General features: G+C 44.7%; 27 protein-coding genes and 1 other RNA gene. 15 read left to right on the forward strand and 13 right to left on the reverse strand.

Going from position 1 to position 25,870, the window contains the following annotated elements:
* The first annotated feature begins 124 nt into the window (after positions 1–124).
* The 7 genes from NSQ91_RS10670 to NSQ91_RS10700 all read left to right on the forward strand — a co-directional run bounded on the left by NSQ91_RS10670 (position 125) and on the right by NSQ91_RS10700 (position 6,925).
* Entirely contained in the window at positions 125–1,522 is a 1,398-nt protein-coding gene (locus NSQ91_RS10670) for a CapA family protein (protein WP_076278636.1), read from the forward strand.
* A 21-nt stretch (positions 1,523–1,543) separates the two neighbouring features.
* Positions 1,544–2,275, forward strand: a complete 732-nt coding sequence (locus tag NSQ91_RS10675) for a glycerophosphodiester phosphodiesterase (RefSeq protein WP_076125104.1) — start codon at positions 1,544–1,546, stop codon at positions 2,273–2,275.
* A gap of 36 nt (positions 2,276–2,311) precedes the next feature.
* Positions 2,312–2,935, forward strand: a complete 624-nt coding sequence (locus NSQ91_RS10680) for a fumarylacetoacetate hydrolase family protein (protein ID WP_036689251.1) — start codon at positions 2,312–2,314, stop codon at positions 2,933–2,935.
* 22 nt (positions 2,936–2,957) lie between these two features.
* Positions 2,958–3,761, forward strand: coding sequence for a DUF92 domain-containing protein (locus NSQ91_RS10685; RefSeq protein ID WP_076184351.1), 804 nt, complete (start codon positions 2,958–2,960; stop codon positions 3,759–3,761).
* Between the two features lie 44 nt (positions 3,762–3,805).
* Positions 3,806–4,375 (forward strand): TetR/AcrR family transcriptional regulator, encoded by a 570-nt coding sequence (locus NSQ91_RS10690; RefSeq protein ID WP_076098408.1) that lies wholly within the window; start codon positions 3,806–3,808, stop codon positions 4,373–4,375.
* Positions 4,376–4,462: 87 nt separating this feature from the next.
* Positions 4,463–6,397, forward strand: a complete 1,935-nt coding sequence (locus NSQ91_RS10695) for an ABC-F family ATP-binding cassette domain-containing protein (protein WP_076305537.1) — start codon at positions 4,463–4,465, stop codon at positions 6,395–6,397.
* Between the two features lie 42 nt (positions 6,398–6,439).
* On the forward strand, positions 6,440–6,925 hold the full coding sequence (locus NSQ91_RS10700; protein WP_249267663.1) for a tetratricopeptide repeat protein: 486 nt from the start codon (positions 6,440–6,442) through the stop codon (positions 6,923–6,925).
* A 354-nt stretch (positions 6,926–7,279) separates the two neighbouring features.
* On the opposite strand, the gene NSQ91_RS10705 is transcribed toward NSQ91_RS10700, so the two are convergent.
* The 6 genes from NSQ91_RS10705 to NSQ91_RS10730 form a co-directional block, all read right to left on the reverse strand.
* Complete coding sequence (locus NSQ91_RS10705; RefSeq protein WP_340917708.1) at positions 7,280–8,017, reverse strand: hypothetical protein; 738 nt, start codon at positions 8,015–8,017, stop codon at positions 7,280–7,282.
* A gap of 76 nt (positions 8,018–8,093) precedes the next feature.
* Positions 8,094–9,134, reverse strand: coding sequence for a M42 family metallopeptidase (locus NSQ91_RS10710; protein ID WP_076184364.1), 1,041 nt, complete (start codon positions 9,132–9,134; stop codon positions 8,094–8,096).
* Between the two features lie 2 nt (positions 9,135–9,136).
* Positions 9,137–9,448, reverse strand: coding sequence for a LapA family protein (locus tag NSQ91_RS10715; RefSeq protein WP_042126298.1), 312 nt, complete (start codon positions 9,446–9,448; stop codon positions 9,137–9,139).
* A gap of 88 nt (positions 9,449–9,536) precedes the next feature.
* Positions 9,537–11,327 (reverse strand): oligoendopeptidase F, encoded by a 1,791-nt coding sequence (pepF, locus tag NSQ91_RS10720; protein WP_076125113.1) that lies wholly within the window; start codon positions 11,325–11,327, stop codon positions 9,537–9,539.
* A 212-nt stretch (positions 11,328–11,539) separates the two neighbouring features.
* Positions 11,540–11,710 (reverse strand): hypothetical protein, encoded by a 171-nt coding sequence (locus tag NSQ91_RS10725; RefSeq protein WP_036689267.1) that lies wholly within the window; start codon positions 11,708–11,710, stop codon positions 11,540–11,542.
* 6 nt (positions 11,711–11,716) lie between these two features.
* Positions 11,717–11,950 carry a hypothetical protein gene (locus NSQ91_RS10730; protein ID WP_036689271.1) on the reverse strand — a complete coding sequence of 78 codons (234 nt, stop codon included), beginning with the start codon at positions 11,948–11,950 and terminating at the stop codon, positions 11,717–11,719.
* A 173-nt stretch (positions 11,951–12,123) separates the two neighbouring features.
* On the opposite strand from NSQ91_RS10730, the gene NSQ91_RS10735 reads away from it, so the two are divergent.
* Positions 12,124–12,321, forward strand: coding sequence for a cold shock domain-containing protein (locus NSQ91_RS10735; protein ID WP_036689272.1), 198 nt, complete (start codon positions 12,124–12,126; stop codon positions 12,319–12,321).
* A gap of 214 nt (positions 12,322–12,535) precedes the next feature.
* Here NSQ91_RS10735 and NSQ91_RS10740 read toward each other — a convergent pair whose 3' ends face one another.
* The gene (locus NSQ91_RS10740) at positions 12,536–13,786 is read right to left on the reverse strand and encodes an MFS transporter (protein ID WP_076125115.1); all 1,251 of its coding nucleotides are present in this window, start codon (positions 13,784–13,786) and stop codon (positions 12,536–12,538) included.
* A 193-nt stretch (positions 13,787–13,979) separates the two neighbouring features.
* On the opposite strand from NSQ91_RS10740, the gene NSQ91_RS10745 reads away from it, so the two are divergent.
* Together NSQ91_RS10745 and pfkA are read left to right on the forward strand one after the other, a co-directional pair.
* Entirely contained in the window at positions 13,980–15,062 is a 1,083-nt protein-coding gene (locus NSQ91_RS10745; RefSeq protein WP_036689648.1) for a tetraprenyl-beta-curcumene synthase family protein, read from the forward strand.
* Between the two features lie 66 nt (positions 15,063–15,128).
* Entirely contained in the window at positions 15,129–16,100 is a 972-nt protein-coding gene (gene pfkA, locus NSQ91_RS10750) for a 6-phosphofructokinase (RefSeq protein WP_036689277.1), read from the forward strand.
* Positions 16,101–16,171: 71 nt separating this feature from the next.
* Here pfkA and NSQ91_RS10755 read toward each other — a convergent pair whose 3' ends face one another.
* From NSQ91_RS10755 to NSQ91_RS10770, 4 genes are all read right to left on the reverse strand, one after another.
* Positions 16,172–17,545 (reverse strand): MATE family efflux transporter, encoded by a 1,374-nt coding sequence (locus NSQ91_RS10755; protein WP_076184354.1) that lies wholly within the window; start codon positions 17,543–17,545, stop codon positions 16,172–16,174.
* Positions 17,546–17,680: 135 nt separating this feature from the next.
* Entirely contained in the window at positions 17,681–18,892 is a 1,212-nt protein-coding gene (locus NSQ91_RS10760; protein ID WP_076305539.1) for a putative glycoside hydrolase, read from the reverse strand.
* Positions 18,893–19,123: 231 nt separating this feature from the next.
* Complete coding sequence (locus NSQ91_RS10765) at positions 19,124–19,312, reverse strand: hypothetical protein (protein WP_036689649.1); 189 nt, start codon at positions 19,310–19,312, stop codon at positions 19,124–19,126.
* A gap of 180 nt (positions 19,313–19,492) precedes the next feature.
* A complete protein-coding gene (locus tag NSQ91_RS10770) occupies positions 19,493–20,326 on the reverse strand; it encodes a YitT family protein (RefSeq protein ID WP_036689285.1) in 834 nt (277 codons plus the stop codon).
* Positions 20,327–20,661: 335 nt separating this feature from the next.
* On the opposite strand from NSQ91_RS10770, the gene NSQ91_RS10775 reads away from it, so the two are divergent.
* Complete coding sequence (locus tag NSQ91_RS10775; protein WP_036689288.1) at positions 20,662–22,314, forward strand: DEAD/DEAH box helicase; 1,653 nt, start codon at positions 20,662–20,664, stop codon at positions 22,312–22,314.
* 127 nt (positions 22,315–22,441) lie between these two features.
* On the opposite strand, the gene NSQ91_RS10780 is transcribed toward NSQ91_RS10775, so the two are convergent.
* Positions 22,442–22,540 carry a hypothetical protein gene (locus NSQ91_RS10780; protein ID WP_036689290.1) on the reverse strand — a complete coding sequence of 33 codons (99 nt, stop codon included), beginning with the start codon at positions 22,538–22,540 and terminating at the stop codon, positions 22,442–22,444.
* A gap of 186 nt (positions 22,541–22,726) precedes the next feature.
* On the opposite strand from NSQ91_RS10780, the gene NSQ91_RS10785 reads away from it, so the two are divergent.
* From NSQ91_RS10785 to NSQ91_RS10795, 3 genes are all read left to right on the forward strand, one after another.
* On the forward strand, positions 22,727–23,563 hold the full coding sequence (locus tag NSQ91_RS10785; RefSeq protein ID WP_076125120.1) for a YesL family protein: 837 nt from the start codon (positions 22,727–22,729) through the stop codon (positions 23,561–23,563).
* A 104-nt stretch (positions 23,564–23,667) separates the two neighbouring features.
* Positions 23,668–23,859, forward strand: a non-coding RNA gene (gene ssrS, locus NSQ91_RS10790) — 6S RNA.
* A 159-nt stretch (positions 23,860–24,018) separates the two neighbouring features.
* Positions 24,019–24,408 carry a DUF1499 domain-containing protein gene (locus NSQ91_RS10795; RefSeq protein WP_036689295.1) on the forward strand — a complete coding sequence of 130 codons (390 nt, stop codon included), beginning with the start codon at positions 24,019–24,021 and terminating at the stop codon, positions 24,406–24,408.
* Positions 24,409–24,597: 189 nt separating this feature from the next.
* On the opposite strand, the gene tpx is transcribed toward NSQ91_RS10795, so the two are convergent.
* Positions 24,598–25,116: a thiol peroxidase gene (tpx, locus tag NSQ91_RS10800; RefSeq protein WP_076125122.1), complete on the reverse strand. Its 519-nt coding sequence runs from the start codon at positions 25,114–25,116 to the stop codon at positions 24,598–24,600.
* Positions 25,117–25,233: 117 nt separating this feature from the next.
* Here tpx and NSQ91_RS10805 point away from each other — a divergent pair, with 117 nt between their 5' ends.
* Positions 25,234–25,869, forward strand: coding sequence for a rhomboid family intramembrane serine protease (locus NSQ91_RS10805; protein WP_076125160.1), 636 nt, complete (start codon positions 25,234–25,236; stop codon positions 25,867–25,869).
* Position 25,870: the final 1 nt, after the last annotated feature.

Below are 25,870 nucleotides of genomic sequence, written 5' to 3' on the forward strand. Positions count from 1 at the left end.
GCGCTTCACTGTTTTTCTTTAGTTAGTAAAATTTTCTATTTCTATCGACTCTCTTATTTGTAGGGTGCTGTGATAGATATGCTATAATAAAAACAATTTGAGAGTAGAGGAGATCACAGAAACCATGTATCCGCCGCGATCGCGTTCTAGACAAAAGAACAAACATAAGAGCAAACGCAAGCGCAGAACGGCCTGGGCTTGGATCAATGCAGGTCTTCTTTTGATGATTACCGTGTTATTGACTTATAGCTTTACGAATGACCCTGACAAGAAAAGCGCCTCACCGCCTCCGGTAGCAGAAGCGACAGCTACGCCTATACCAGAGAGTAGTGATCAGCCTCAGACAGCATCTCCGGTGGTTGCAGTTGCAACGCCTGAAGCTACAGAGACGCCAAGCCCTTCTCCTACGGCAACTCCAGAGCCAACGCCTACACCGCAGGAGGAGCCCGAAGAGATTATTGAAACACAAGCTCCTGAAGCGACAGCGACCCCTGCGAAGGATGAGGACAGCTCGGAAGCAGCAAATAATGATGCAGTGTCTGGTCTGCCGTCAGATGATAACGCGTCTGGTAAGACGGTAACTTTGAATTTTGGTGGAGATGTTATATTTTCCGGGAAAGCTGGAGAACTGCTGGAGAAGAAAGGTTATGATTATTCGTATGCCGCATTGGAGGGTCTGTTCAAGAAAGATGATCTTACGATCTTGAATCTGGAAACTCCAGTGACCACAGGTGGCGTAAGTGCCACTAATAAGCAATTTGTATTCAAAGGATCACCACTCGCTCTGGATGCGCTTAAGTCAGCGGGTGTGGACGCAGTAAATATGGCGAATAATCACACGCTTGATCAAGGAGAGCAAGGCTTGCGGGATACCCTTAACCACCTTGCTGAAAGAGGAATTCCTTATGTGGGTGCGGGGCTTAACAGCAAAGAAGCATATTCGGCGCAATATTTTGAACGTAAGGGCATTAAGATCGCTTTGCTGGGATTCACCCGGGTGATTCCTGCGTCGGATTGGATGGCAGGAAAAAATAAGCCGGGGCTTGCCTCCGTATACGATAGTGCAGAGGGATTGAAGGCAATTGCTGCAGCCAAAAAGAAAGCCGATTTGGTGGTCGTAGTGGTCCATTGGGGTAAAGAACGGGTAGAACAATATGATAAAACGCAACAGTCGCTGGGCCATAGCTTTATCGATGCAGGAGCCGATCTTGTCATTGGCGGCCATCCACATGTGTTGCAAGGCGTGGAGCCATACAAGGGCAAATGGATTGCCTACAGCACCGGGAATTTTATTTTTACGAGATCTACAGTGCCTGCCACTTGGGAAACTGCGGTTTTTCAGGCGGAATGTAGTGTAAAAGGTCAATGCTCCTTAAAGCTGAAGCCTATGAAAGCCGAGCTAGCACAGCCTGTGCCAATGAACGAAGTGGATGGAAAGCTCTTGTTAAAAAGAGTAGAAGCTCTATCCGCAGGACGGGTAAAGATCGGCAGCGACGGTAAAGTCACTCAAGTTACCAAATAGGGTTCCTGGGAGGTCCTTATGATGAACAATTTGTGTGTAGCCCATCGAGGGTTTTCCGGTAAAGCTCCAGAGAATACATTGGCAGCCATTCGGATGGCGATTGCCATGCCCTTTGTGCACTGGATGGAAATTGATGTCCAGCTCTCCAAAGACGGCGTTCCTGTTGTCATTCATGATTATACGTTGGACCGGACGACCAATGGTCATGGCAAAGTAAAGAACATGGACTGGGAATATATCCGGCGTCTGGATGCGGGGAGCTGGAAAGGGCGTGTTTTTCAGGGCGAGCGGGTGCCTTCTTTGGAAGAGGTGCTGTCACTAGCCTCTGGAAGATTGCGTCTGAATATTGAACTGAAAACAGTGGGAGATATGTATCCTGGCATTGAGAAGACGGTGACGGATCTTATTTCTGCAAAAGGTATGCGGGACGACGTGATCTTGACCTCTTTTGATACTGGAGCATTAAAAAAAGTCAAGGAAATTGATCCCCGTTTTCGTACCGGATTGATCTTTGATTCCAGATTTGGCAATCCTGCACGCAGGCTGCATGAACTGGATTGCTCTTTACTTTCGATTAGCTTCTCGCGTCTGAATCCTAGACTGGCTAAGCTTTTGTCCGAGCGTGGGGTGGAAATTATGGCTTGGACTGTGAACAAAGCGAAAGAGATGCGTCGCTTAGCCGACATGCATTCTGATATAATGATCTGTACAAACCGCCCGGATATATGGGGCGACACCTTTCTGAAGGTATAAATAATCCAAATCGATGGGAAAGAGAGCTGACTGTTTATGTGCGCTGCTGTTAATAATCTATATTGTGTTGGACGCAACTACAAGCTACACGCGGAGGAATTGGGTAACAATGTGCCCGTGGAGCCGCTCATCTTCATGAAGCCCTCACATGCGGCTGTTTCCCTCGATAAAGCAGTAATTAAGCTGCCAAAGGATGCGGGTCAGATTCATTATGAAGGTGAACTTGTACTGCGTATTGCACGTGATTATACACCAGGCATGAGCGTGGAGGATCTGGTAGATGTAATGGCACTGGGACTGGATTTCACGCTGCGTGATGTGCATAATGATCTGCAGAAGAAAGGTTTGCCGTGGACGCCAGCTAAAGGCTTTAAAAATGCCGCACCACTCACCCCTTACATAGCGTTTCCAGATAAGGAAGAGCTGGAGGGAACTGATTTTACAGTGGTGAAAAATGGGGTGGAAGTACAACGCGGCAATGTTAAAAACATGATTTTTTCACTTCAAAAAATTGTTGATTTTATCGCCGAGCGCTACGGGTTAGGGAAAGACGATGTGATATTTACAGGTACTCCGGCAGGCGTGGGTCCTACTGTAGCTGGCGACGCTTTCGAGCTGTACTGGGGCGACAAGCTGATGGGGACTTGCCTGATCGGTTAATAGATCTGTTGGAGATGAATCTATGCAGTGGGTTATTGGCGCTTTAGGCGCTTTGATTGTTGCGGGAGCGGCATATTGGAAGCAGTCTTTAAGTCTCTCTGGCATGATTGCCGCGGTAGTGATGGGCACTATTTATTTTGGTGCCGGAAATGCTTTTTGGTTTGGGATATTGCTGATCTTCTTCATCACTTCAAGCCTGCTGTCCAAACTTCATCATGATAATAAAGCAGAATTAGAGCTGACGTATGCTAAGACGGGCCGCCGCGATGCCGGGCAGGTTTTTGCTAACGGTGGACTTGGCATGGTTCTGGTTTTTCTGAATGCGATCTTCCCGAATGAGCTATGGGGGTTCCTATTTATTGGTGTAATGGCTACAGTAACCTCGGATACATGGGCTACGGAGATCGGAACACTGAGCAAGAAACCGCCTCGTTCTGTCCTTACGGGTAAAGTTCTTCCTGCCGGAGCTTCGGGCGGTGTATCCAGCTTGGGTACGCTGGCGGCAGCAGCAGGAGGTGCACTCATCGGTGCGTCAGCTTGGCTGCTGCGTATGATATCCGGCATGCCGGATCACTCTTTCGTGCTGCTTACCCTAGCAGGACTTGCCGGAGGATTAGTCGGCGCCTTTGCCGACTCTATCCTTGGTGCAACCGTGCAGCAGATGAACCGCTGTACCGTATGCGGCCGCGAAGTGGAAGGTTCACAGCATTGTGGGGCTCCAGCTGTACACGCAAGAGGCTGGAAGTGGATGAGCAATGACGCAGTCAATGCCATCAGCTCTATCCTAGGAGGTGCGGCAGCCTTACTGCTGAGCATGATCATTTAGCATTTGAATTTAAGCTTTGAACGGCACAGTTTAGGGAGGGACCGATGAGTAGCGCATCCAATCAAAAACATACTGCTATTCTGGATGCCGCATACGAGCTCTTCGGTTCAGGTGGATTTTACGAAACGAAGATGTCGGAAGTGGCGGAGCAAGCCGGGATAGCAAAGGGCACCGTTTATTTATACTTCAAGAGCAAGGAAGAATTATTCATGGCAGTGACGCGCCGCGATTGTGAGGGGTTTCTCCTGCAATTACAGGAAAGGCTGAAGGCTAGTGATACTTTGGCCGGTAAACTTTCGATCATTGCTAAACATCACTTGAATTATTATTATGAACGCAAGCGGCATACGAAGCTCTTTTTCCGTGCCCCTAACAATAATCCTGAATTAGTGGCGTATATGACTCAATTTATGGAGCAATACATGCAAGATGTGGTCAAGGTATTATTAGAAGGTGGAGCATCCGAGCCTGAGCTTATGGCACAGTCCTACATAGGGATGCTGGATCGTTTGAAGATGGATATTTTATTTGATCCGTCTTTTACGGAGGAGGACGCGTATAAACGCGCTGATTTCGCTGCTGGTCTTTTTATTAGAGGGGCCATGATCACCTGAATTTTGGATAGGATGATAGACCGGATAAATAGCATTGGTTAGATGCGGGCCGGTTTTATGAAAATATAAGGCAAGCGAGGAAATAGCATGAATATTATGACCGTGGAACATCTTTCCAAGAGTTATGGCGAGAAAGTACTCTTTAGCGACGCTTCATTTGGTATGGACGATCGGGATAAAATTGGCTTAATCGGTGTGAATGGAACGGGTAAATCAACCTTTTTACGGATTATTGCCGGTCTGGATACTCCGGATGGTGGACAAATTGCCATCGGGAATAATGTAAGAGTACAATATTTGGCGCAGAATCCTCCTTATGATCCTATGAATACAGTTTTGCAGCAAGTGTTCGCCGGGGATGATCCAGACCTTGCTACCATGCGTGAGTATATGGAGACTATGTCCCAGCTTGAACAGCAGCCTGGTAATGCTGAACTGGAAGGAAAACTAGTAAAGATTGGGCAGGCGATCGACGCTGCGGGAACATGGCATTTGGAGAGTGAAGCCAAAAGCGTGCTTACCAAGCTAGGCATCTTAAAGTTTGATGCGTTAATGGACACACTTTCTGGTGGACAACGTAAACGTGTGGCTCTGGCAGCTGCACTGATTACCCCCTCTGAACTGCTGATTCTTGATGAGCCTACCAACCATATTGATACGGATTCCGTGGCTTGGTTGGAGCAATATTTGCAGAAACGGCGCGGCGCTCTTTTGATGGTGACGCATGATCGTTACTTCCTGGAGCGTGTGGCTAGTGTCATGCTAGAGCTAGATGGTGGCCAGCTTTATCGTTATGAAGCTAACTATTCACGGTTTCTAGAGCTTAAAGCCGATCGAGAAGAACGAGAAGCCTCTGCCGAACAGAAGCGTAAGAATCTGTTGCGTACAGAGCTGGCTTGGATTCGTCGCGGTGCCAAAGCCCGTTCAACAAAACAGAAGGCAAGAATCGACCGCTTCGAGAAACTGAAAGAGAGTACGGGAAGCAGCTCGAACGGCTCATTGGATATCTCTGTGGCTTCTACACGTTTAGGTCGCAAGATCATTGAAATTAATGACCTGTCGAAAGCGTTGGATGGTCGTCAGCTAATCAAAGATCTCAGCTATATCGCTGTACCCCAGGATAGAGTGGGCATCGTCGGCCCGAACGGCAGCGGCAAATCCACACTCTTAAATATGATTGCAGGTCAGCTGCAACCCGATAAAGGTGAAGTTCAGCTTGGCGCTACGGTTAAGCTTGGTTACTTTACACAAGAGCATCAGGATATGGATGACAGTATGCGTGCCATTGAATACGTGAAGGAAGAAGCAGAAGTGATACGGACAGCAGACGGCAGTGTGATTACGGCTGGTCAAATGCTGGAACGCTTCTTGTTCCCTCCTGCGATGCAGTGGACACCGATCTCCAAGCTGTCTGGTGGCGAAAAAAGACGCTTGTATCTGCTTCGTGTATTGATGGGAGCTCCTAACGTATTGCTTTTGGATGAACCTACGAACGATTTGGATATCGGCACATTGGCTGTTTTGGAAGATTATCTGGATGAATTTCCGGGTGTCGTCTTTACCGTATCCCATGACCGTTATTTCTTGGACCGTACGATAGATAAGCTGATTGCTTTTGAAAATGGCGATATCCGGATTCACGTTGGCGATTATACGGAATATGAAGAATGGCTGGCCAAAAATGTACCGTCACGCATTGGAGAACCGAACAAAGAAGGAAGCTCAAAGCAAAAAGAGGCCGCGGACACTGCCAGCAACTCTGCAGCTTCAACGGCTCCCAAAACAAAACTCAAATTCAGCTTCAAGGAACAGCGTGAATATGAGGGCATTGATGAGCAAATTGAGCTTGCAGAGCAACGTTTGACGGATATTAGTGTACAGATGGAGGCGGCTTTTGCTGACTCTGGAAGGCTGCAGGAGCTAGTAGAGGAGCAACGCCTAGCCGAAGCAGAGCTGGAGCGTCTTATGGAACGCTGGACCTATCTGAACGAGCTTGCGGAGAAAATCGCTGGTAAGGCTTAAACCCGTTGGATGGCTTTGAATGAAAATAGGGGAGGGCTCTGTGTGGAAGATAAACTTAAAGCTGCCGTAGCCCTACGCAACGCTGGTAAAGCGGAAGAAGCCAAAATGATGCTGTTTGAGCTATATGAGCAGAATGCTGGGGACGCTGAACTTCTATATCAATTGGCCTGGACGCATGATGTGCTGGGTTTGGAGCGGGCGGCAGTACCCTTTTATGAGAAAAGCTTGGCGTTAGGATTACCTTCTGAGCAGAGAGTTGGCGCTCTATTGGGACTGGGCAGCACCTACCGGACACTCGGAGAATACGAGAAGTCAAAAGGTCTTCTGATGCAGGCTGTTCAGGAGTACCCGGAGAATAAGGAATTTCCGGCGTTCCTAGCCATGACCTTGCACAATCTTGGAGAGCATAGTCAAGCGATGGAACTGCTGCTTAAGCTGTTGGCAGAAACCTCTGCGGATGAAGGGATAAGAAGTTATAGTAAGGCCATTTCTTATTATTCAGATAAACTGGAGCAAGTCTGGGATTGATGCTTGTTTTTAGATCACATTAATACTTACGAAGTACTATCCGGACACCACTGACCTTAAACGCAGCATTATTGCACATTTGGAATGTTAACGGACACCATAGACGCTATTGACACTAAAAGCACCCAATACGTTCCTTTTTTGCGTGAATAACGTCGCTTGGGTCCGAAAGAATGCTCCAAAGGCTAATAATTTGCGAATAACGCCTTCTGGGTCCGTAAGCACCAGCCGAAAGTGATGACCACCGGAAATTCCGGCAGTGTCTGTTGAAGAACAAGTGAACCACCAATAAACAAAAAAAGAGTAGGATCCTCCACTAATTGGAGAATTCTACTCTTTTATTTTTCTACTTATTTATTTCGTTCCGTCCACAGCAATCATTTGTACTACAGACCGAGAATCGCCGGGTACAATGATTTCCTTCGCATTCATCTGGGAAGAGCCATCTCCGTCCAAGAAGATGCCTTCCAGACCCTTAGCAGGAACTGTCTGGAGGATCGCTGAACGGAACTCTGCCGCTGTTGAGAGCGTTGGGGTAACAATCAGCCAGAGCTTTCCTGTGTTGTCATACACCATGCCTGAGCGCAGGCGTTTCTCATCAGCGTAAGGAAGATGCTCTTCAGCTACTGCCGCTTCCCATAAGTCTTCGTGTGCCAGATTCATACTAATGCCACCTTGCGCAAAATAATGCTGGCGATCAGTAATCTTCAATTCTTCTCCAGAAGAGACAACCTGTACGGAGAAGCTACGGCTGGCACCATCCCAGACAAGGGTTCCACGTGCGTATTTAGCATTGAACCAGCCAGACCCATAACCCTTCTGGGCTCCGTTGACTGGAGTATCATTCATGATAGCCATGGATAAAAGCGCATCTTGATAGAAAAAACCACCGTTAATCCCATATGCATTAACTTGCCGTAAAGGGACACCCGCGGCCCTGAGCTTAATATCTTCAGGTGAAAGTGACATCATATAGAGCTGCACGTTATCTGTACTCACTGTTTCCAAAAAGCTATAGGCGTGAGGAAGACCTTTAAAGGGATCTTCCTTATGATTTCTAAATACCAGAAACAACGATAGCGCTAACCCCACTATCAATAACACCAGAAGTGAGACGATAAGTCCCTGTCTGCGCCTCCAGAGCTGGTTCAGCTTGCCAGAGCTACCCTCAGTTTGTCCCCACATAAGCAGCGAGAAGCTTAGCAGTGTTCACTACAGCTTGCTTATGCGTACGTTCCATGGAGTGGGAGGCATGTACACCTGGGCCAATCAATGCTGCACGGATATTGTTTCCGCCTCTGAGCGCTGCGGAAGCATCGGAGCCGTACATAGGATAAATATCAACGGCATAAGGAATTGCTAGTGCTTCTGCCAGTTCAATCAAACGACCTGTCATAACATAATCGTAAGGGCCGGAAGAGTCTTTAGCACAGATGGATACATCGGTTTCTTTACAGCTGAGATCATCACCCATGGCGCCCATATCGACGGCAATCATTTCATTGATTTCACCAGGAATCCAAGCTGTACCATGTCCCACTTCCTCGTAGTTAGAGATGAGGAAAGAAAGGTTGTGGAGAGGTTTCCAACCTTCACGTTTAATACTTTCCAGCAATCCGAGAAGGGCAGCCACGCTTGCTTTGTCATCTAAATGACGGGATTTAATGTAACCGCTAGGCGTAATCACTGCACGTGCATCGAAAGAAATGAAATCTCCGACGGAAATGCCAAGCTTGAGTACGTCTTCTTTAGAAGATACCAGCTCATCAATACGTACTTCCATGTTCTCCTCTGATCGTTTGAAGTCACGAGCATCTGGATATACGTGAACAGATGGATGGCTGGTTAAGATGGTTCCTGTATAAGTTTTGCCGCTACGGGTATGGATCGTGCAGTATTCATTCTCAATGCTGTGCATGGCGAAGCCACCCACAGAGGTCAGACGCAGTGTACCATTAGCTTTAATCGAGCGGACCATGGCACCAAGTGTATCCACGTGAGCGCTGATGCCAATAGTACGAGAGGGATCTAGGCCAGGGACGTTAAGAATTACGCCGCCTTTTTCATTCCAGCTTAAAGGTACGTTCAGCGCAGCTGCTTCTTCAGCAACTAGTGTCATTACCTGTGCGGTGAAACCGCTTGGGCTGGGGGTGTCGAGTAATTTTTTTAGGATGGAAAGTATGTAGTCTTCATTAGGTTGAATGGTAATCATTAGTTAAGCCCTCCTGTTAAGCCATCATTGTCTGTGTTAAAAGAATCCAGTGAAGTGTCGGCATCACGAAGCTTGGTAAGCTCAGCAGTTAAGCTTTTAATTTGCTTTTGTAGTTTGTATTGACGAAAAATGCCGTAAGAGCCCACGATGATTCCGCCAATTAACGCGCAGCCAAGAATAACGAGTATAAGTGGTATATTAACCACATCAAAACCGAAATTGACTTGAACGGGATCAACGTTGATGACTGCGAATATGGCGGTTAGCAGCGCGAAGATTAGACCCGCAATTAGTGACCATTGAATTCTCATTGAATTCTTCCTCCTCAGGGGGATATAACAATATAAAATCCCCTGCCCAGATAGGGCAAGGGATTAATGTAATACTAAGCTCTCTGCCTTATTTGGTCAACTGTTCCATTTGCTCGATAACACTTTCGAACACACTCATCGCTTCGCGAATCGGCTCAGGAGACGACATATCAACGCCTGCTTTTGATAAAATATTGATGGAGTAATCACTGCCACCGCTCTTCAGGAAGCCGAGGTAACGATCTACCGCCGGTTTACCTTCTTCAAGGATTTGTTTGGCAAAGCTAGTCGCTGCCGAGAAGCCTGTTGCATATTTGTAAACATAGAAGCTGTTATAGAAATGCGGAATTCGTGCCCATTCCATCTCGATATCCTGATCCACAACCATTTCTTTGCCGTAGTATTTGACATTCAGGTCGTAGTAGATACTCGAAAGATCTTGTGGGGTAAGCGAATCGCCCTCTTCAACACGCTGATGAATGATCTTTTCGAATTCTGCGAACATTGTTTGCCGGAAAATCGTTGTCCGGAACTGATCGGCATAGTAAGTGAGCAGATACATTTTTTCCTTAGGATCTGTAGACTTTTTGAGTAGATAATCCATAAGCAAAGCTTCATTGGTAGTTGAAGCAACCTCTGCAAGGAAAATGGTATACTGTGCATCCCGATAGTTCAGAGCGTTGTCTGAAAAATAAGAGTGTAGAGCATGACCCATCTCATGTGCCAGAGTAAACATACTGTTCAGATTATCGTTATGGTTCAGCAGGACGTATGGGTGTGTGCCATAAGGGCCCCAGCTGTAAGCTCCAGAGCGTTTATTCTCGTTCTCATAGACATCAATCCAGCCATTGTCGTAGCCTTTTTGCAGCACATTCAGATAATCTTCACCCAGCGGTTTGAGGCCTTCTTTGGTAATTTTCTTCGCTTCTTCGTACGTGATATCCAGCTTATATTCATCTACTAGTGGTGCAAATAGGTCATACATATGTAACTCATCCACACCAAGCAGCTTTTGACGCAACTTCATGTAACGGTGCATTAAAGGAAGACTCTCATGAATCGTATCGATCAGGTTGGTGTATACCTCTTTTGGAATGTTATCACCGTAAAGAGACATTTCCATTACAGATGGATACTTGCGGACGTGTGAGAAAAAGACGTTTTTGTTCACATTGGCGCTAAGCGTTGCTGCGATGGTGTTTTTTTGCTTACGATAGGTGTCATAGACTGCTTTAAAAGCATTTCGGCGAACCTCGCGATCGGAGCTTTCCAAGAACTTGATATAGTTGCCGTGAGTCAGCTCGACCTCTTTGCCATCTTCATCTTTAATCTTAGGGAATTTCAGATCTGCGTTGTTCAGCATACTAAAAATATTCTGAGGCGCTTGTGCTAGGTTTCCAACTTGGGCAAGCAGAGCTTCCTCAGCCTTGGACAATACATGCGCTTTCTCACGTTTCATCTCTTTTAAAGTGAAGGTGTAAGCGGACAGTTCAGGATCAGCAATAAATTGATCCAGCTTCTCAATAGGCAGTGCCAAGATTTCTGGGGTTACAAAAGAAAAGGCTTCGCCTGCTTCGATCCCAAGCTTCTTCGCTTTGGAGGACAAAGCTTGATATTCAGGATTAGCAGTGTCTTCATCCTGACGCATATGAGCATAGACAAAAAGTCGCTCAGTGGAGACGGACAGCTTGTCATCCAGCTCAAAACATTGTTTCACAGCTTCTGCGGAATCAAGTTTACCTTGGAAATCAGCAGCTTTTTTGATCAGTGATTTAGCTTCAGCATATTCTGCATCCCAATCCTTCTGAGAGGCAAATATATCTTCAAGCTTCCAACGATTCTCAGCAGGTACTTCACTTCTCTTCAATAATTGTTCCATAGAAACCCTCCTAGAATGATGAGATGTAGTAGGCATAATCTCCCTCGGCAATACTGTGGATGATATTTCACCCGGTAGCAAGCTGAGCACAAGTAGAAGAGGGATGGACTTGAGTGTAATAGGCATGACGTCCTCCTCTTTGAAAAGTAGAGTCAGCTTATTATGTCCTGCTAAGTCCTGATTATTAATATTTAGTCTTCTTTATATGGTAGTTATGCCAACAAGCTATAAATAACAAAGATGAAAGCAAACAGAATCATTACGACCGCAGCCATGGCCATGCCCCGCTTTAGTTTCGGCGGGACACGATCCTTGGTCATAATTAATACTGCGCCTAGACAGAGGACTAGGACAACATAAATCGTGAGATTTTCGTTATTCATTTCCTGTTATACCTGTTTGAAAGCTGCAATGATGTTTTTGTACTCTTCTTCATTGTCTTTATAAGATTCTTTGTTGAAGCGGTTATTCACCCATTGCATCATCGCTGGACGACTAAGGAAGGTATGTGTTTCTTCTCCCCATTGATCGGAAATTTCGCGGAGTACAATGTAGCGGCCTTGAACTTCTACCGTCATCATATTCCATTTGTCTGTTTTGTATATTTCATGTTTTTTGATCATTATCATTACCACCCTGGCGATTTTTGGCTTTTGGCTCAATGATAACGCACTGGAGAAGGGAAAAGCAAATTAAATCATATATTAAGGGTTGGGTTTGATTGATTTGAACAGAAGATTGCAGTATACTATAGTTATACGCCATATATGGCGGTTATTTTTAGGAGGTTGTTCAATTGAAAGGTACAGTAAAATGGTTTAACGCAGAAAAAGGTTATGGTTTTCTTCAAGTAGAAGGCGGCGAAGATGTATTCGTACACTTCTCAGCAATTCAAGGTGAAGGATTCAAGACTTTGGACGAAGGTCAAGAAGTAGAATTCGACATCACTGATGGTAGTCGCGGACCGCAAGCTGAAAACGTAGTAAAATTATAAGAAACAGCAGGACAGTTAAGCTGTCTGCTACAAATATATAATTTACTTGGCAAGCCCTTGCAAGAGTGGTTACCAACTTACAGAACACAGTTCTTTCGGGAACTGTGTTTTTTTACGCCCACTATAGATGTTCTCCTAAATGAAAAAGGTCGTTGCACTCCAGTGAAGGGGAGTGCAACGACCTTTTTGTATTATGGAATAACACCAACCCTAATTATAGGGAGGCTTTTTTGTTCTTTTTTCTGAAATAATTGATCGGCTCCAGGTTGGATTTCAATAAATGCTGTCCCAGAAACCCTGCAAAAGCAAGTAAGCTGAAACCCGTAGCCACTATATAAAAAATATAACGCCCCGCCTCTTGATAAATAATGCCGCCAAAGGTACCGCTAAGCAGCCCAGAGGCACTTGACCAAACGACGGTGAAAATGGCAAGACCTGTTGCCCGAAGGCGATCCGGGATAATCCGGGTGATATAACGGACAGATGTTACATAAAAAACACCAAATGATATACTGTGCATGGCTTGAATGGCAATCATTGAGCCTGGATGATCCGCCAGGGACATCAAAAGAAAACGCAGAGCATACATCAGACTCCCCAAGGCCAGCAAGGGCAATTCTTTGAATTTGTCGCCGTATCTGCTGAGGATAAATAATACAGGGATTTCACTAAGAGCTGACGCGAGCAATGCCCAGCCAATGATTTCCTCACCTGCGCCTAGTTGTTTTAGACTGATCGTCAGAAAGGCTTCGTTCATTCTATGGCCTAACGCGAGTACAAACACACAGCCGAAGAACCACAGCACCTCTTTTTGCAACAATATATCTTTAAGTCCATTTTTGCTATTATCAGCTTCAGCTGTGTCCTTATCTTGATTCGTTGTTTCTATAACAGCAGGTCTTTTAACATCCTTAAGACCTAGGGTAATTAAAAGTGCAGCAATAATGATGATGATACATAGGGTCAAGCTCCAAGTAGAGCCCAATGCTCTTAATGCATAGCCAACGGTTAGAGCAAAGAAAGAATAGCCTAAGGAGCCAAAAACGCGAATGGTAATGAAGTTCCGTCCGTGTCTTTCGGCAACTTTGATAGCCATTGTATCGGCAAGCGGAAAAACTGGGTAATAGAAGAAGTAGAAGAAGGACAAAATAAGCATGACAGATGAAAATTCGGCCGCTCTGGCTAATAGAAGACCAGTTACTAATTGACCCGCAAGTAGTATGAACATGATCTTTCGAACGGTGCCTAACTTATCACTTATCATACTCCAGAATAGATTGGATAGGATGGAGATAAGGGGACCGAGGGAATACAAGTAGCCTATCTGAGAACTGCTAAACCCTAAATGTGTGTAGAATAAAGGAAAGTAGGATACTACAAGGACGCTGGTACCATATATGGTAAAAAGAAAGGAACGCAGCCAGTTTTGATCACTGTAAAGGCTGCCGGTCCGTTTTGAAAACATGGATTGCACTCCTCCGAAATTGAAATATGCCTAGTATAGCATAAAGCAATGGGGAGATGTTTTTAAAAACTGCTGTATTTCTGAATCTTTCATGATTTTACGAAAGTGATTTTGTTGTTTGTACAAATACGCCTGATCATATTATAATAAGTGGTGATTTGGATAAGGAGACAACAATGTGGAGGCACTGTCATTGAGTGAATTAGAGCAAGGCCGTTACCTTAGCCCGCGTGGTCCACTGGGACTTATGAACAGGGTCTATAAGTACGTGCTGCCGGAAGTGAGAGAATGTCTCCATTTCTGGCGCCAAGATGCGAACGGGATTCCCGATCCCGAGCTCCGGAAGCAAGCACTTGCCAGCATTGAAACTAAAGAGTTTCATTGCATAGGCGGTGGTATTTATGCCGCCGGCAATTTATCGATGAAACATATACTGATTCCGCTAATTGTTGCTTATCAAACTATCAGTGATTATCTGGACAACTTATGTGATCGCAGTACTTCGCTTGATCCTGCAGATTTCAGGCTGCTGCATCAATCTATGCTGGATGCTATTGATCCAAATGCTGAGCCAGGTAATTATTATGCGCTTCGAAGTGAACAGAATGACGGCGGATATTTGTACAGGCTGGTTCGTAAATGCCAAGAAATGATTTCTTTGTTGCCAGGTTATTCCGCTGCTGCAGCGGAGATTCGAGAACTGGCTGTGCTCTATACAGATTTACAAGTGTATAAGCACATCCGCCCGGAACTCAGGGAAACAGCCCTGAAGGAGTGGTGGGAGGAACAGGGCAGTCGAGCGCCGCATCTGCAATGGAATGAGTTTTCGGCTGCAACGGGATCAACACTAGGTGTATTTATGTTATTTCTTTCCGCATGTGATCCGAAGCTGAACCAAGCTTCTGCGGCTTCGATTCGAGCTGCGTATTTTCCGCATGTATGTGGTCTGCACATTATGCTGGATTATCTGATTGATCAGGAAGAGGACCGAGCAGGCGGTGATCTTAATTTCTGCAATTATTATGATGACACAGATACCATGCTGAGTCGGATCGCTGCAATGGTTGAGTGGGCCCGTAAGGATGTTCGAAATCTTCCAGAGTCTTCGATGCATCGTATGGTGATTGAGGGATTGCTGGCACTTTATTTATCTGATCCCAAAGTTAGCGAACAGCGGGAAGTTCGCTCTGTATCTAAAAGCCTGATGAAAGGCAGTCCGCTTACAAGACTGTTCTTCTTCGCTAACAGCCGTTGGATACGCAAACGCTTTTTGTAACCATGTCGCGAAGTTGTTTTTATAAGATGTATCAGGCTTCGCACAATTTTAAGGAGGAACAACAGAATGTCTAAAATTCAAAAAATCGCAGTATTGACTAGTGGTGGAGATTCACAGGGAATGAACGCCGCTGTTCGTGCGGTTGTAAGAAGCGCACTTTATTTCGGTATTGAGGTATTTGGGGTGCAACGTGGTTATCAAGGTCTGCTGAATCGCGATATTTTCCCAATGGATCTTCGCAGTGTAGGGGATATTATTCAACGTGGCGGTACTGTTCTGCAGTCTGCAAGATGTCTGGAGTTCACGAAACCGGAAGGACAACAAAAAGGCGCGGATATCCTTAATGAACTGGGTATCGATGGTCTAGTAGTTATCGGTGGAGATGGTTCTTATAAAGGAGCTAACAAATTAAGTAAACTTGGTATCAAGACTATGGCTTTGCCAGGTACGATTGATAACGATATCTCCTTCACAGACTACACTATCGGGTTTGATACAGCGGTTGGCGTTGTTGTAGACGCTATTAACAAGTTGCGTGACACTATGTCCTCCCATGAACGTTCTTCGATTGTAGAGGTTATGGGACGCCACTGTGGCGATATCGCGCTGCATGCTGGACTGGCTTCCGGAGCAGAAACAATTCTTGTGCCGGAAATGCCGTATGATTTGAATGAAGTTGCTGACCGGATGCGCGATAACTTTATCAGAGGTAAACGTCACAGTATCGTAATTGTTGCCGAAGGCGTTGGCAAAGGTGAAGATGTGGCTCAAGCTCTGAAAGACCGTCATGCTTCTCTGGATGCACGTGTTACTGTACTCGGACATATCCAACGTGGTGGAACACCAACTCCTGGAGACCGGAATCTGGCTAGCCGTCTTGGCGATTTTGCCGTACGTAAGCTAATCGAAGGTGAATCCGACAAGGCTTGTGGTATCATCAAAGGTGAATTAACCCTTACGGATATTGATCTCGTTGTGAATACGAAAAAGGGCTTTGACCTGGAGCTGTACGAGCTGGCTTCCCGTCTTTCCCAATAATTAGCGACCCTATATATAAAAAGGAACAGCTGCGAAATTCGCACTGTTCCTTTTTTGTGTAATATGGATCGTTAACTCTGTGGTTGTTCCTGTGTGTATTGTGCGGCATAACGCCGTTGAACTTTGATAAGCCGAGACAATAGCAGGGTCGCACCGATGGCAAGACCGGTGATAAGACCAATCCAGTAGCCGAATGCTCCTAGATCTGTATAAGTTGCAAGTATATAACCTGTAGGTAAGCCAATTACCCAATAGGCAATAAAACAAATGATAAAGGCTGGGTTAACATCCTTATATCCGCGAAGCGCCCCTTGAGTAGGTGTAGCAATTGCATCTGAGATTTGAAAAAAGATTGCATAGATCAGGAAATGCTGAATCAATGAGATGACATCGGGTTCATCTGAATATAGACCAGCTACATGATTTCCGGCAAACAAGAGTAATAAAGCTGTGGCCAGCGAAAGGATTGCCGCCAGCCCGATACCCATTATGGCATATTGGCGTGCATCCTTTTGTCTGCCAGACCCGGTCTCGAAGCCGACGAGGATGGTAAGGCTGATGCAAATACTGAGCGGAATCATATAGAGTGTTGTTGCAAAATTGATTGCTGCCTGATGCGCGGCAATTGTTACGGTATCAAATCGGCTCATTAACAAGGTTACAGCGGAAAAGACAGCCGTTTCGAAAAAAATCGAGAAACCGATGGGTACTCCGATTTTAAGCAAATCTTTAATGCTGTTTAACGATATGAAGTAGAAATTACGGAATAATCTGAGATTTACAAAGGCCTGAGAACGATATATGAACAGTAGAGCAACGGCAAATATAACCCAATAGGTAATGGCTGAAGCTACCCCTGCACCAACACCCCCGAGACGAGGGAATCCGAAGTTCCCGAAGATGAGCAAATAGTTCAAACCTACATTTACAGGCAAAGCTATTAGTGTAATACACATGGATACGCGTGTTTGCCCTAAAGCGTCTATACAGCTACGAAGTACCGTATATCCAAACAGGGGGATAATTCCGAACGAAATAGCACTGAGGAAGCGGAAAGCAACATCTCTTACACCAGGCTCCAAGTTCATAAAATTAAGAATAGGTGACAAGGCAAAGCTGCCAATCAGCAAGACGATGATCGAAACAATCAGTGACAGCCAAATACCTTGTGTGACTTGAAAGGCAACATCCTTATCTTTTTTGCTCCCGATGAGCTGTGAAACAATAGGTGTGATCCCCATAAGAATACCGCTGAGACCGGTTTGGATTGGAATCCAAAGACTAGTTCCTATCGCAACTCCTGCCAGATCGACGGTCCCGAATTTACCGGACATATTAGTATCAAAGAAGGTGATCGCGGATAAAGCAATTTGTGTAACAAGGATTGGGAATAAAATATGAAAAAATTGTCCTGCCTTTTGTTTTAAAGAGGTGGTCTGTATCATAATTCTGTGCCTCATTCTTTATGATTTTTCATGGAATAGGTTAAATAGTTCAATAAGTTTCCGTTAAAAGACCCGGCAGACGCCGGGTCTTTAGCATACGTATATCAGATCAGCTATAAATAATAAGGGCTGTATTCATTGTTTTTCGTAATCAACATCGGCTGTATAGCGATTGTTGGCGTTCCAGAGAAGGAACTCATCCACGTTCTCATCTTTTAAAGCGCGGATTTGATCTTCCACCTGTTTTTTACCATATTTCATATAATGACCACTTCCGAGCCAGCTTGCTGTAAAGTCTTGAATCCAAGGCCGAATAACGGGTTTGTAGCTGCCCAGTGGATCAAGCTTCTTATGTGTATCAACCATGGAGCCTTTGATTGTAGCGTAAGGATCTAAGTCGGGCTCTTTCACGCCAAACCATCCCGTTGAATAGTGACTTGGATAAACCATTGGACTGATAACATCCACATTCTTGGATATTTTAACAAAGTCTTGGCCGATACCCTCAGCAGGGGCAGATGCGGCATATCCAAAAATATCTACGGACACACGGACACCAAGTGGAGCTAGCTCTGCTTTGGCATATTTAACAAAATTAGATACAATTTCTACGCGTGAATCACTGGTTTTAGTGTATTTAAGGGTTTCAGCACGTTTTTCGAATCCTTCCGGAAAACGAACATAGTCGAACTGAATTTCTTTGAAGCCGAGCTTGACAGCTTCCTTGGCGATATCCACATTGTATTTCCAAACATCTTCATTATAAGGATTAACAAAGCTGTCGCCGCCTTTATTCTTCCATACAGTGCCATCAGAATTAACAAAAGACATCTGCGGGTTCTTCTTGGCAAGAATGGAATCTTTAAAAACAACAATCCGGGCGATAGGATAAACATCATGTTTCTTCAAACGTTCCATTAACTTGCTGATATCTCCAATAAAAGGCTGAGGGTTACCAAGCTTCTGAAGGTCGGCATTATCGGTCTTATACGTGATATAACCCGCATCGTCCTTAATGTCTATAACCATTGAGTTAAGTTCGGTTTGGTCAAGCAATGTAAGCAGCTTTTCCATTCGTTCCCCACCAGCACTGTAGGCGGTAACATAAATGCCTTTTACTTTGGGTGCGTCTGGCTGTGGATCGGTGTGTAACATACTTTCTGAGTTTGTTGCTTCAGGTGAAGCGCTTGGAGCTGGAGTTGCTACATTCGAATTGCTGTTTTGTTGTGCAATGATGGGGGGATTCATGGCGGACTTCAAAGCGATCGCCACTTCAGCGTCATGTTGGTTCTGTTGTACGCCTACGCTTCCCAAGGCCATCATCAGTAGAGCCCAGGTGATGTTCATTCGTTTTTCTCTCCCTTTATGTACTTTCCCCTAAATTATATAGGAACGGTTGCTCCCAAAAAGAACAGTGTTGTAACAATATTAGCTCAGATTGGGAATAAAAAACCGCCTTTGTTGTTTATAAACGAGATGTATGGATTCGAAACGGTATGAAAAAAGTAAATGCCGCCTTAAATCGGCAACAGGGCCGAACCCAAGGCGGCAACTATCAAGACTTCTCTTGCGGCTTGCTCATTGAAGATACGCAGAATTCTGATGTTCACAGATGCTGTAATGGATAATATCCATGGCATCTGCAGGTTCCAGAATACTTAGCCCGTCTCGCAGAACGATTACTGAATTTAATTCGTCCTGTTTGAGAAACGGCATCATATCAGGATACCACCTCATGACGATTGCTGACAGTTTTACCGTTTCCATTTCCACAAAAATCACCCTTTCCTTTTTCGATAGTTCTGAATAGATTCAGTGTTCATCGGAAAACGAAGTGCTTTGGAAAAAAGAGGGGTAAATCTCAATCTTTATGAAATTGTTAGGGTTCTGCGTGTGTATAATATATCATAATTCTGAGTTTGGTGCATTTTCCAATACTAGGAATTTTTATTTCCTCATTTTGTCTTTCCGGAAGGAGCCCATGACACCCACTGTTTCAACAATATTTACAAAAGCTTGAGGATCTGTCGTGCGGATGATACGTTGCAGCTCTGCAAGTTCGTAGCGGGTTGTTACCGTCATTAGCATGTCCTTTTCAACGTGAGAATAAGCGCCTTCTGTTTTAATCTTTGTGACACCTCGTTGAAGGCCTATTAGATGTTGCAGTAATTCATCTGTACGGTTTGTTACAATATATACGGTTACTTTTAAGTGGCTGATATGAATCATATCCAACACTTTACCTGTTACATATATAGATACCATTGATGAAAGTGCTAAATTCCAGTTCTGGTCAAGATAAGCGGCCGCCAGGATAACTAGTCCATTTAAACTTACCACTACATTACCGACCGGGAAATCACGGTATTTAGTGATAATTGAACCCAAGATGTCAAAACCTCCGGAAGAACCTCCTGCACGAAAGGAGATACCACAGCCAATCCCAACAAGAACTCCGCCAAATACAGAGGACAGCAGCATATCTGTAGCCACCAGATGCTCAGGAATCACCGTTAAGAACCAGGTTGTAAACACAACGGACAACATGCTCATAATAATAAATCTCCGGCCTAACTGGAACCAACCAGCAGCCAGCAGAGGAATATTAAAGAGCAAGTATAGGAGGCTTATGTTTAATGGAGTGAAATAACCCACTAACATGGAAAGCCCAGATACGCCACCACTTAGTAAACGGTGTGGAATTAAAAATAGATTAAATCCACTGGCGATTAGTGCTGCCCCTAAAAAAACAACCAAACAATTCAAAATCTGTCTTAACAAGTAAATCCACCCTTATATATATATTTAAAAAAATAAAACATGAAAGCAATGAAAAGAAAGGAACCCACTGGTATTCTCACATGTGTTTGTGATATAATGTATAGGATATTCTTGAGTAGAACGTTACAATGGTATTTTTGCATTGCATCGGATGTAAAGCTACAGTTGCTCAGGTACAACAAGGTACCTGATGATTAGGGAGGCTTTTCGTCCCAAAAGCGCTATATCATGCAGAAAATAGAGCATGATTGGACAGCCTATAAATGTGTTTACCGCTACTTAAGAATACAGACAAGCATGTGGAATGTCCACTGTATAGAAGGAGCATGAATAATTTGAAAACATTCGCAGAATTTGGCTTGGAGCCAAAAGTGCTACAAGCAATCACAGAGTTAGGATTTGAGGAGGCAACACCGATACAGGAACAGTCGATCCCATTAGCATTGACTGGGTCGGATCTGATCGGTCAAGCTCAGACTGGTACAGGTAAGACTGCTGCTTTTGGTATCCCCCTCATTTCGAAGATTAACCGTGAAGACGAAAAAATCTTGGCCCTTATTATGGCACCAACTCGTGAGTTGGCCATCCAAGTGTCAGAAGAAATTGGCAAGCTAAGCCGTTTCAAAGGTCTTCGCTCGTTGGCGATTTATGGCGGACAGGATATTGGACGTCAAATCCGTGGATTGAAAAAGAAACCACAAATCATTATTGGTACACCTGGTCGTTTGCTCGATCACATCAACCGTAAAACGATCCGTTTGGATGATGTTCAAACCGTTGTATTGGATGAAGCAGATGAAATGCTGGATATGGGCTTTATGGAAGATATTCAGACGATCTTGAAGCTCGTTCCTGTAGAACGTCAAACCATGTTGTTCTCTGCTACAATGCCACCAAACATTCAACGCCTAGCTCAACAATTTCTTAACAACCCGCAACATGTCTCCGTTATTCCGAAACAAATCAGTGCCCCACTGATTGATCAAGCTTATGTGGAAGTGCCTGAGCGTCAAAAGTTTGAAGCTCTTAGTCGTTTGATTGATATGGAATCACCTGAATTAGCTATCGTATTCGGACGTACTAAGCGCCGGGTTGATGAGCTTGCTGAAGCTTTGCAAAAACGCGGATATTCTGCTGATGGATTGCATGGTGACTTGTCACAGAACCAACGTGATGCTGTAATGCGTAAATTCCGTGATGGCAGCATTGACGTGCTGGTAGCTACTGACGTAGCGGCACGTGGTCTGGACGTATCCGGCGTAACTCACGTAATTAACTTTGACTTGCCACAAGATCCTGAAAGCTATGTACACCGTATTGGTCGTACAGGACGCGCAGGTAAAGAAGGTACGGCTTGGTCATTCGTTACTCCACGCGAAATCGATCACCTGCATTTGATCGAACGTGTTACTCGTCACCGGATTACTCGTAAACCTTTGCCAACAATGGCTGAAGCTATTGAAGGTAAACAACGCGTTACTGCTGAGCGTTTGCTTGAAGTGGTAGAAAGCGGAGAATTGAACGAGTACAAAGGAATTTCTATTCAATTGCTTGAGCAATATGATTCCGTACAATTGTTGTCCGCAGCTATGAAGCTTCTCACTGGCGACAAGAAGGATTCCGCAATTGAATTGACTCCTGAAGATCCAATTCGTGCTAAACGTCGTGGTGGCAAAAACGATATCCGCAGTGGCCGTAAACCTAATGGTGGTTATGGCGGAAACCGTGGTACTTCCGGTGGCAGCGGTAGCGGTGGCGGATACCGTGGTAACCGTGATAATAACGGTGGCGGTAGTCGTGGTGGCTATAGCAGCGGTGGCAGCAACTACGGTAGCGGCAGTGGCGGCTATGGCGGTGGCTATAAAGGCAACCGTGATGGCGCACCAGCTCGTGACGGTGGTGCAAACCGCAGCGCAGAGCGTAAACCATACACTCGTCCAAGCAGCACGAGCACTCGTCCTGCAAAACGTGAAGATTTCGATAATTAATACTTCGTCCAGATACCAAAGAAGACGAGATGCCGCATTGCGGTTCTCGTCTTCTTTTTGCTGAAATATAAGGATGTTTGGTGAATTGTTGTGTCCTTAGTAGGGCGCGAATTTGTTTTGTGAGATATTAGTATCCGAATGTACGAGTGATGATAACGAGCAAGATAAACAATACGAGGATCGTGCCTGTAGAAGTCCAACCGCCGAAGCCAACAGGTGTAGACATGAGATAACCTCCTTTAGAATGTGGGGATTTTGGTATTTCTTATGGTTACAATCCTAATATATGGACTATAAAGGCTTTACGTATAGACGATAGTCTATAATTCAGAAAGTTGGGCTATGGAAATGAGGAGGTCAAATGAGGTATAGTTAAGATATGTAGTATGTAAGAGACAGAGGAGGAAGGGAATTGGAGTTTAAAGGAGCAATGGGCGGCTTATACCGCGTCACAGAATGGATTTCACGTATCGCAGGAAGTAATATCTTATGGGCACTATGTTCCGCCCCGTTTTTGTTTTTTGGTGTTTTAAAGATGATTATGTTAGGGACAGGCGCAGGTGGAGCGAACGAGCAAATTACATTGAACTGGGCAATGGGGATTCTAGCGCCCTTTACGGTGTTTCCAGCTTCAGCCGCTTTATTTACTGTAGTACGTAAGTGGGTAATGGGGAATACGGATGTAGGAACTTTTCGTACATTTTTTCAGGGGTATAAAGAGAACTATGTAAAAAGTATGCTCGGAGGAGTTATCTATACATTGATGTTCGTTGTTATGTACGTTGATGTAACAGTTTACATGACACAAATGCCTAACTTCAGAATTGTTGGTATTTTGATGTTGGTGCTGATGATACTTTTGTCGGTATCCATGTTTAACTTCTTTTCCATTGTGGTTCATTACCAAATGGGCTTCAAGCAAGTGATGACCAATTCTATATTGCTGACTATAGCACGCCCAATTCGTGTGTTTTCTACATTGATTGCAGCCGCGGTTCTTGTTTATATCGGTCTTAGATATCCGGCTCTGTATTTCATTTGTATTCCAACGTTGATTGCAATGGCGGCCTTCTTTAACTTCTACGCTACTTATAATAAGCTACAGCTGCAAGTAGAAAAGAAGAAACTAAAAGAGCAGGAAGAAGCAGAAGCAGCAGCATTGAACAATCGGGCAGATGAATACGACGACGATGACGATGATGATGACTACGAGGATGAAATTGATGAAAAGGACACCAAACGCATTTAACAAAATGCTGGATTAAGCGTTGGATATTTCCAGGTAATTAATTCCTGTGTAAAAATAAAGCGCATACAGGTTTACTTTTTCGTTAAAACGCAATATAATAATAACAAATCCTGCGATGTACGTTACGGTTACTCGTTGTTTTGAACCAATGATAATGTCTTGGGAGATCTACACGAAGCGCAGCTGAACCGCCCTGTCTATATGACTTGGGGAATTCAAAAACGTTTTCTGCGATCACCCACCTGCTCTAGCAGGTTCAGAAGACACTGTAGCCGGACGGCATAAGCGGGTTTTCTCTTGTTTAAGCCAAGGCGCCCTGTTTCCCGTGAATAATGGGAGCGGGCGCTTTTTTGTATGTCTGGAATAAAGGGAAAGTGAGTTATACCCTTTTGTTCCTGAGACAAGAGTGTTACACTTAGAATAATGAACTTGGGATTTGTAGAGGGGGAAGAATTTTGTCGTTAAAAAGAACCTTGGTTGGCTTATTCCGCAGTCATGATGGAACAAGCGACCGCGCCAAAGATCCGACATTAAAAACGCGTTATTACAATCTAACTAAAGACAAAGCATGGGAAGAAGTTTCATCAACTTTAAAGAAAGTTCCTGGATTTAAGGTGCTTCACGAAGTGGAGTCTGTAGGTGAGATTACTCTTGAGAAGAGAACGGCATTTGGCCGTACGCTGGACATCACGGTATCGGTGCTAAATACGACGCCTGTTCGTTGTGGTGTAGATATGTATTCTGCATCTAGAGGTTCACTTGGTGATCTCGGGGCGAATTACCGTGTGATTCAACGCTTGTATGCATCTTTGGACAAAAAATTAGGAAAATACAAAGCAGACTGATTTTTAGAGGCCCGTCAAACCCTTCTTGCTTAGGGGTAGTATGAATGCGTTTACGTAAACGGTGAGCTGCTCAGTGTGTTATCGATAAATCTTTCTATTACAAAAAAAGCGGGAGAAGGATGGACCTTCTGCCGCTTTTTTAACAGAGATAATTAAGTATTGTTGGAATAACCGCTACTGATTAAAGAATTAGAGCAGCTTCTTCACGGCAGCAATAGCATCTTCATAGTTAGGGTGCTCGGTCATTTCACTCAAATATTCAACATATACGATCTTGTCGTTCTTATCCAGAACAAAGATGGAGCGCATATCTAAGCGGAATTCTTTAATTAGCACACCATAGGCTTGTCCGAATGAGGTTGCTTTGTGATCGGAAAGAGTAATTACTCGATCGATGCCGGCAGCACCGCACCAGCGAGCTTGGGCAAACGGCAGGTCCGTGCTTACCGTGAGAATTACCACATCGTCACCAAGCTCTGCGGCTTCACTGTTGAACCGGCGGGTCTGTGCGTCACATACCCCGGTATCAAGAGAAGGGACAACACTGATTAGCTTGATTTTACCGGCATAATCACTTAGAGACACGTCTTCTAGAAGATTCTTGCTCAGAACAAAATCGGGTGCAGGATCACCAGCTGTTAGCTTAGGTCCTACGAGAGTGATGGGGTTGCCTTTAAAAGTAGCTACGCCTGTTTTTTCTTGCGTCATATCCTTGTTTTCCTCCTCGAATTATAATATTGGATTCTTACTGCCACAATAAATTATAATCTTAATAGCAGGAAGATGTCCAACCGGACAAGATATATATGTAAAGGGATGGGTGTTATGATATTTATTCGATACGAAAATTGGAAAAGTTATGTCCGGTATTATCCGGTAACCTGTCTGCTCATATTGGCCAATGTGATCATGTTTATCCTGACGGTAATTAACGGAGGATCAACTAATATTCAAACGCTTATTGATTTTGGTGCTATAGTTGATGTGAGTCCGTACAAAGAGGAACTGTGGCGCTATCTGGCCGCTATTTTTTTACATAATGGGTTTTCCCATCTGTTCTTTAATTGCTTCGCTCTCCTGGTGTTTGCACCGCCTCTGGAGCGATTGCTGGGCTGGTGGCGTTATGCGCTGCTCTATGTGGCGGGTGGTTTTCTGGCAAATCTGCTTACAATTGCGATTAGTGCCCGCTCAGTTGTGGAGGTTGGTACGGTTTCGGTTGGCGCTTCTGGAGCAATCTACGCCATTTATGGTGCATTTTTATACATTGCCGTTATTCAACGGGCGATGATGGATGAGGGCTCGCGTAAGACTTTATACGGATTGCTAATGATCGGGATCATTATGTCGTTTGCTACACCGAATGTGAATTGGGTTGCACATCTCGGAGGTTTGGTTTCTGGCTTTTTCGTATATGGGCTAATTATTCGTATATTCAAAAAAAGCCTAAGACAGGGGCGATGAT

It is taken from the genome of Paenibacillus sp. FSL R7-0048, from assembly GCF_038004505.1.
Taxonomy (GTDB): Bacteria; Bacillota; Bacilli; order Paenibacillales; family Paenibacillaceae; genus Paenibacillus_AQ; species Paenibacillus_AQ odorifer.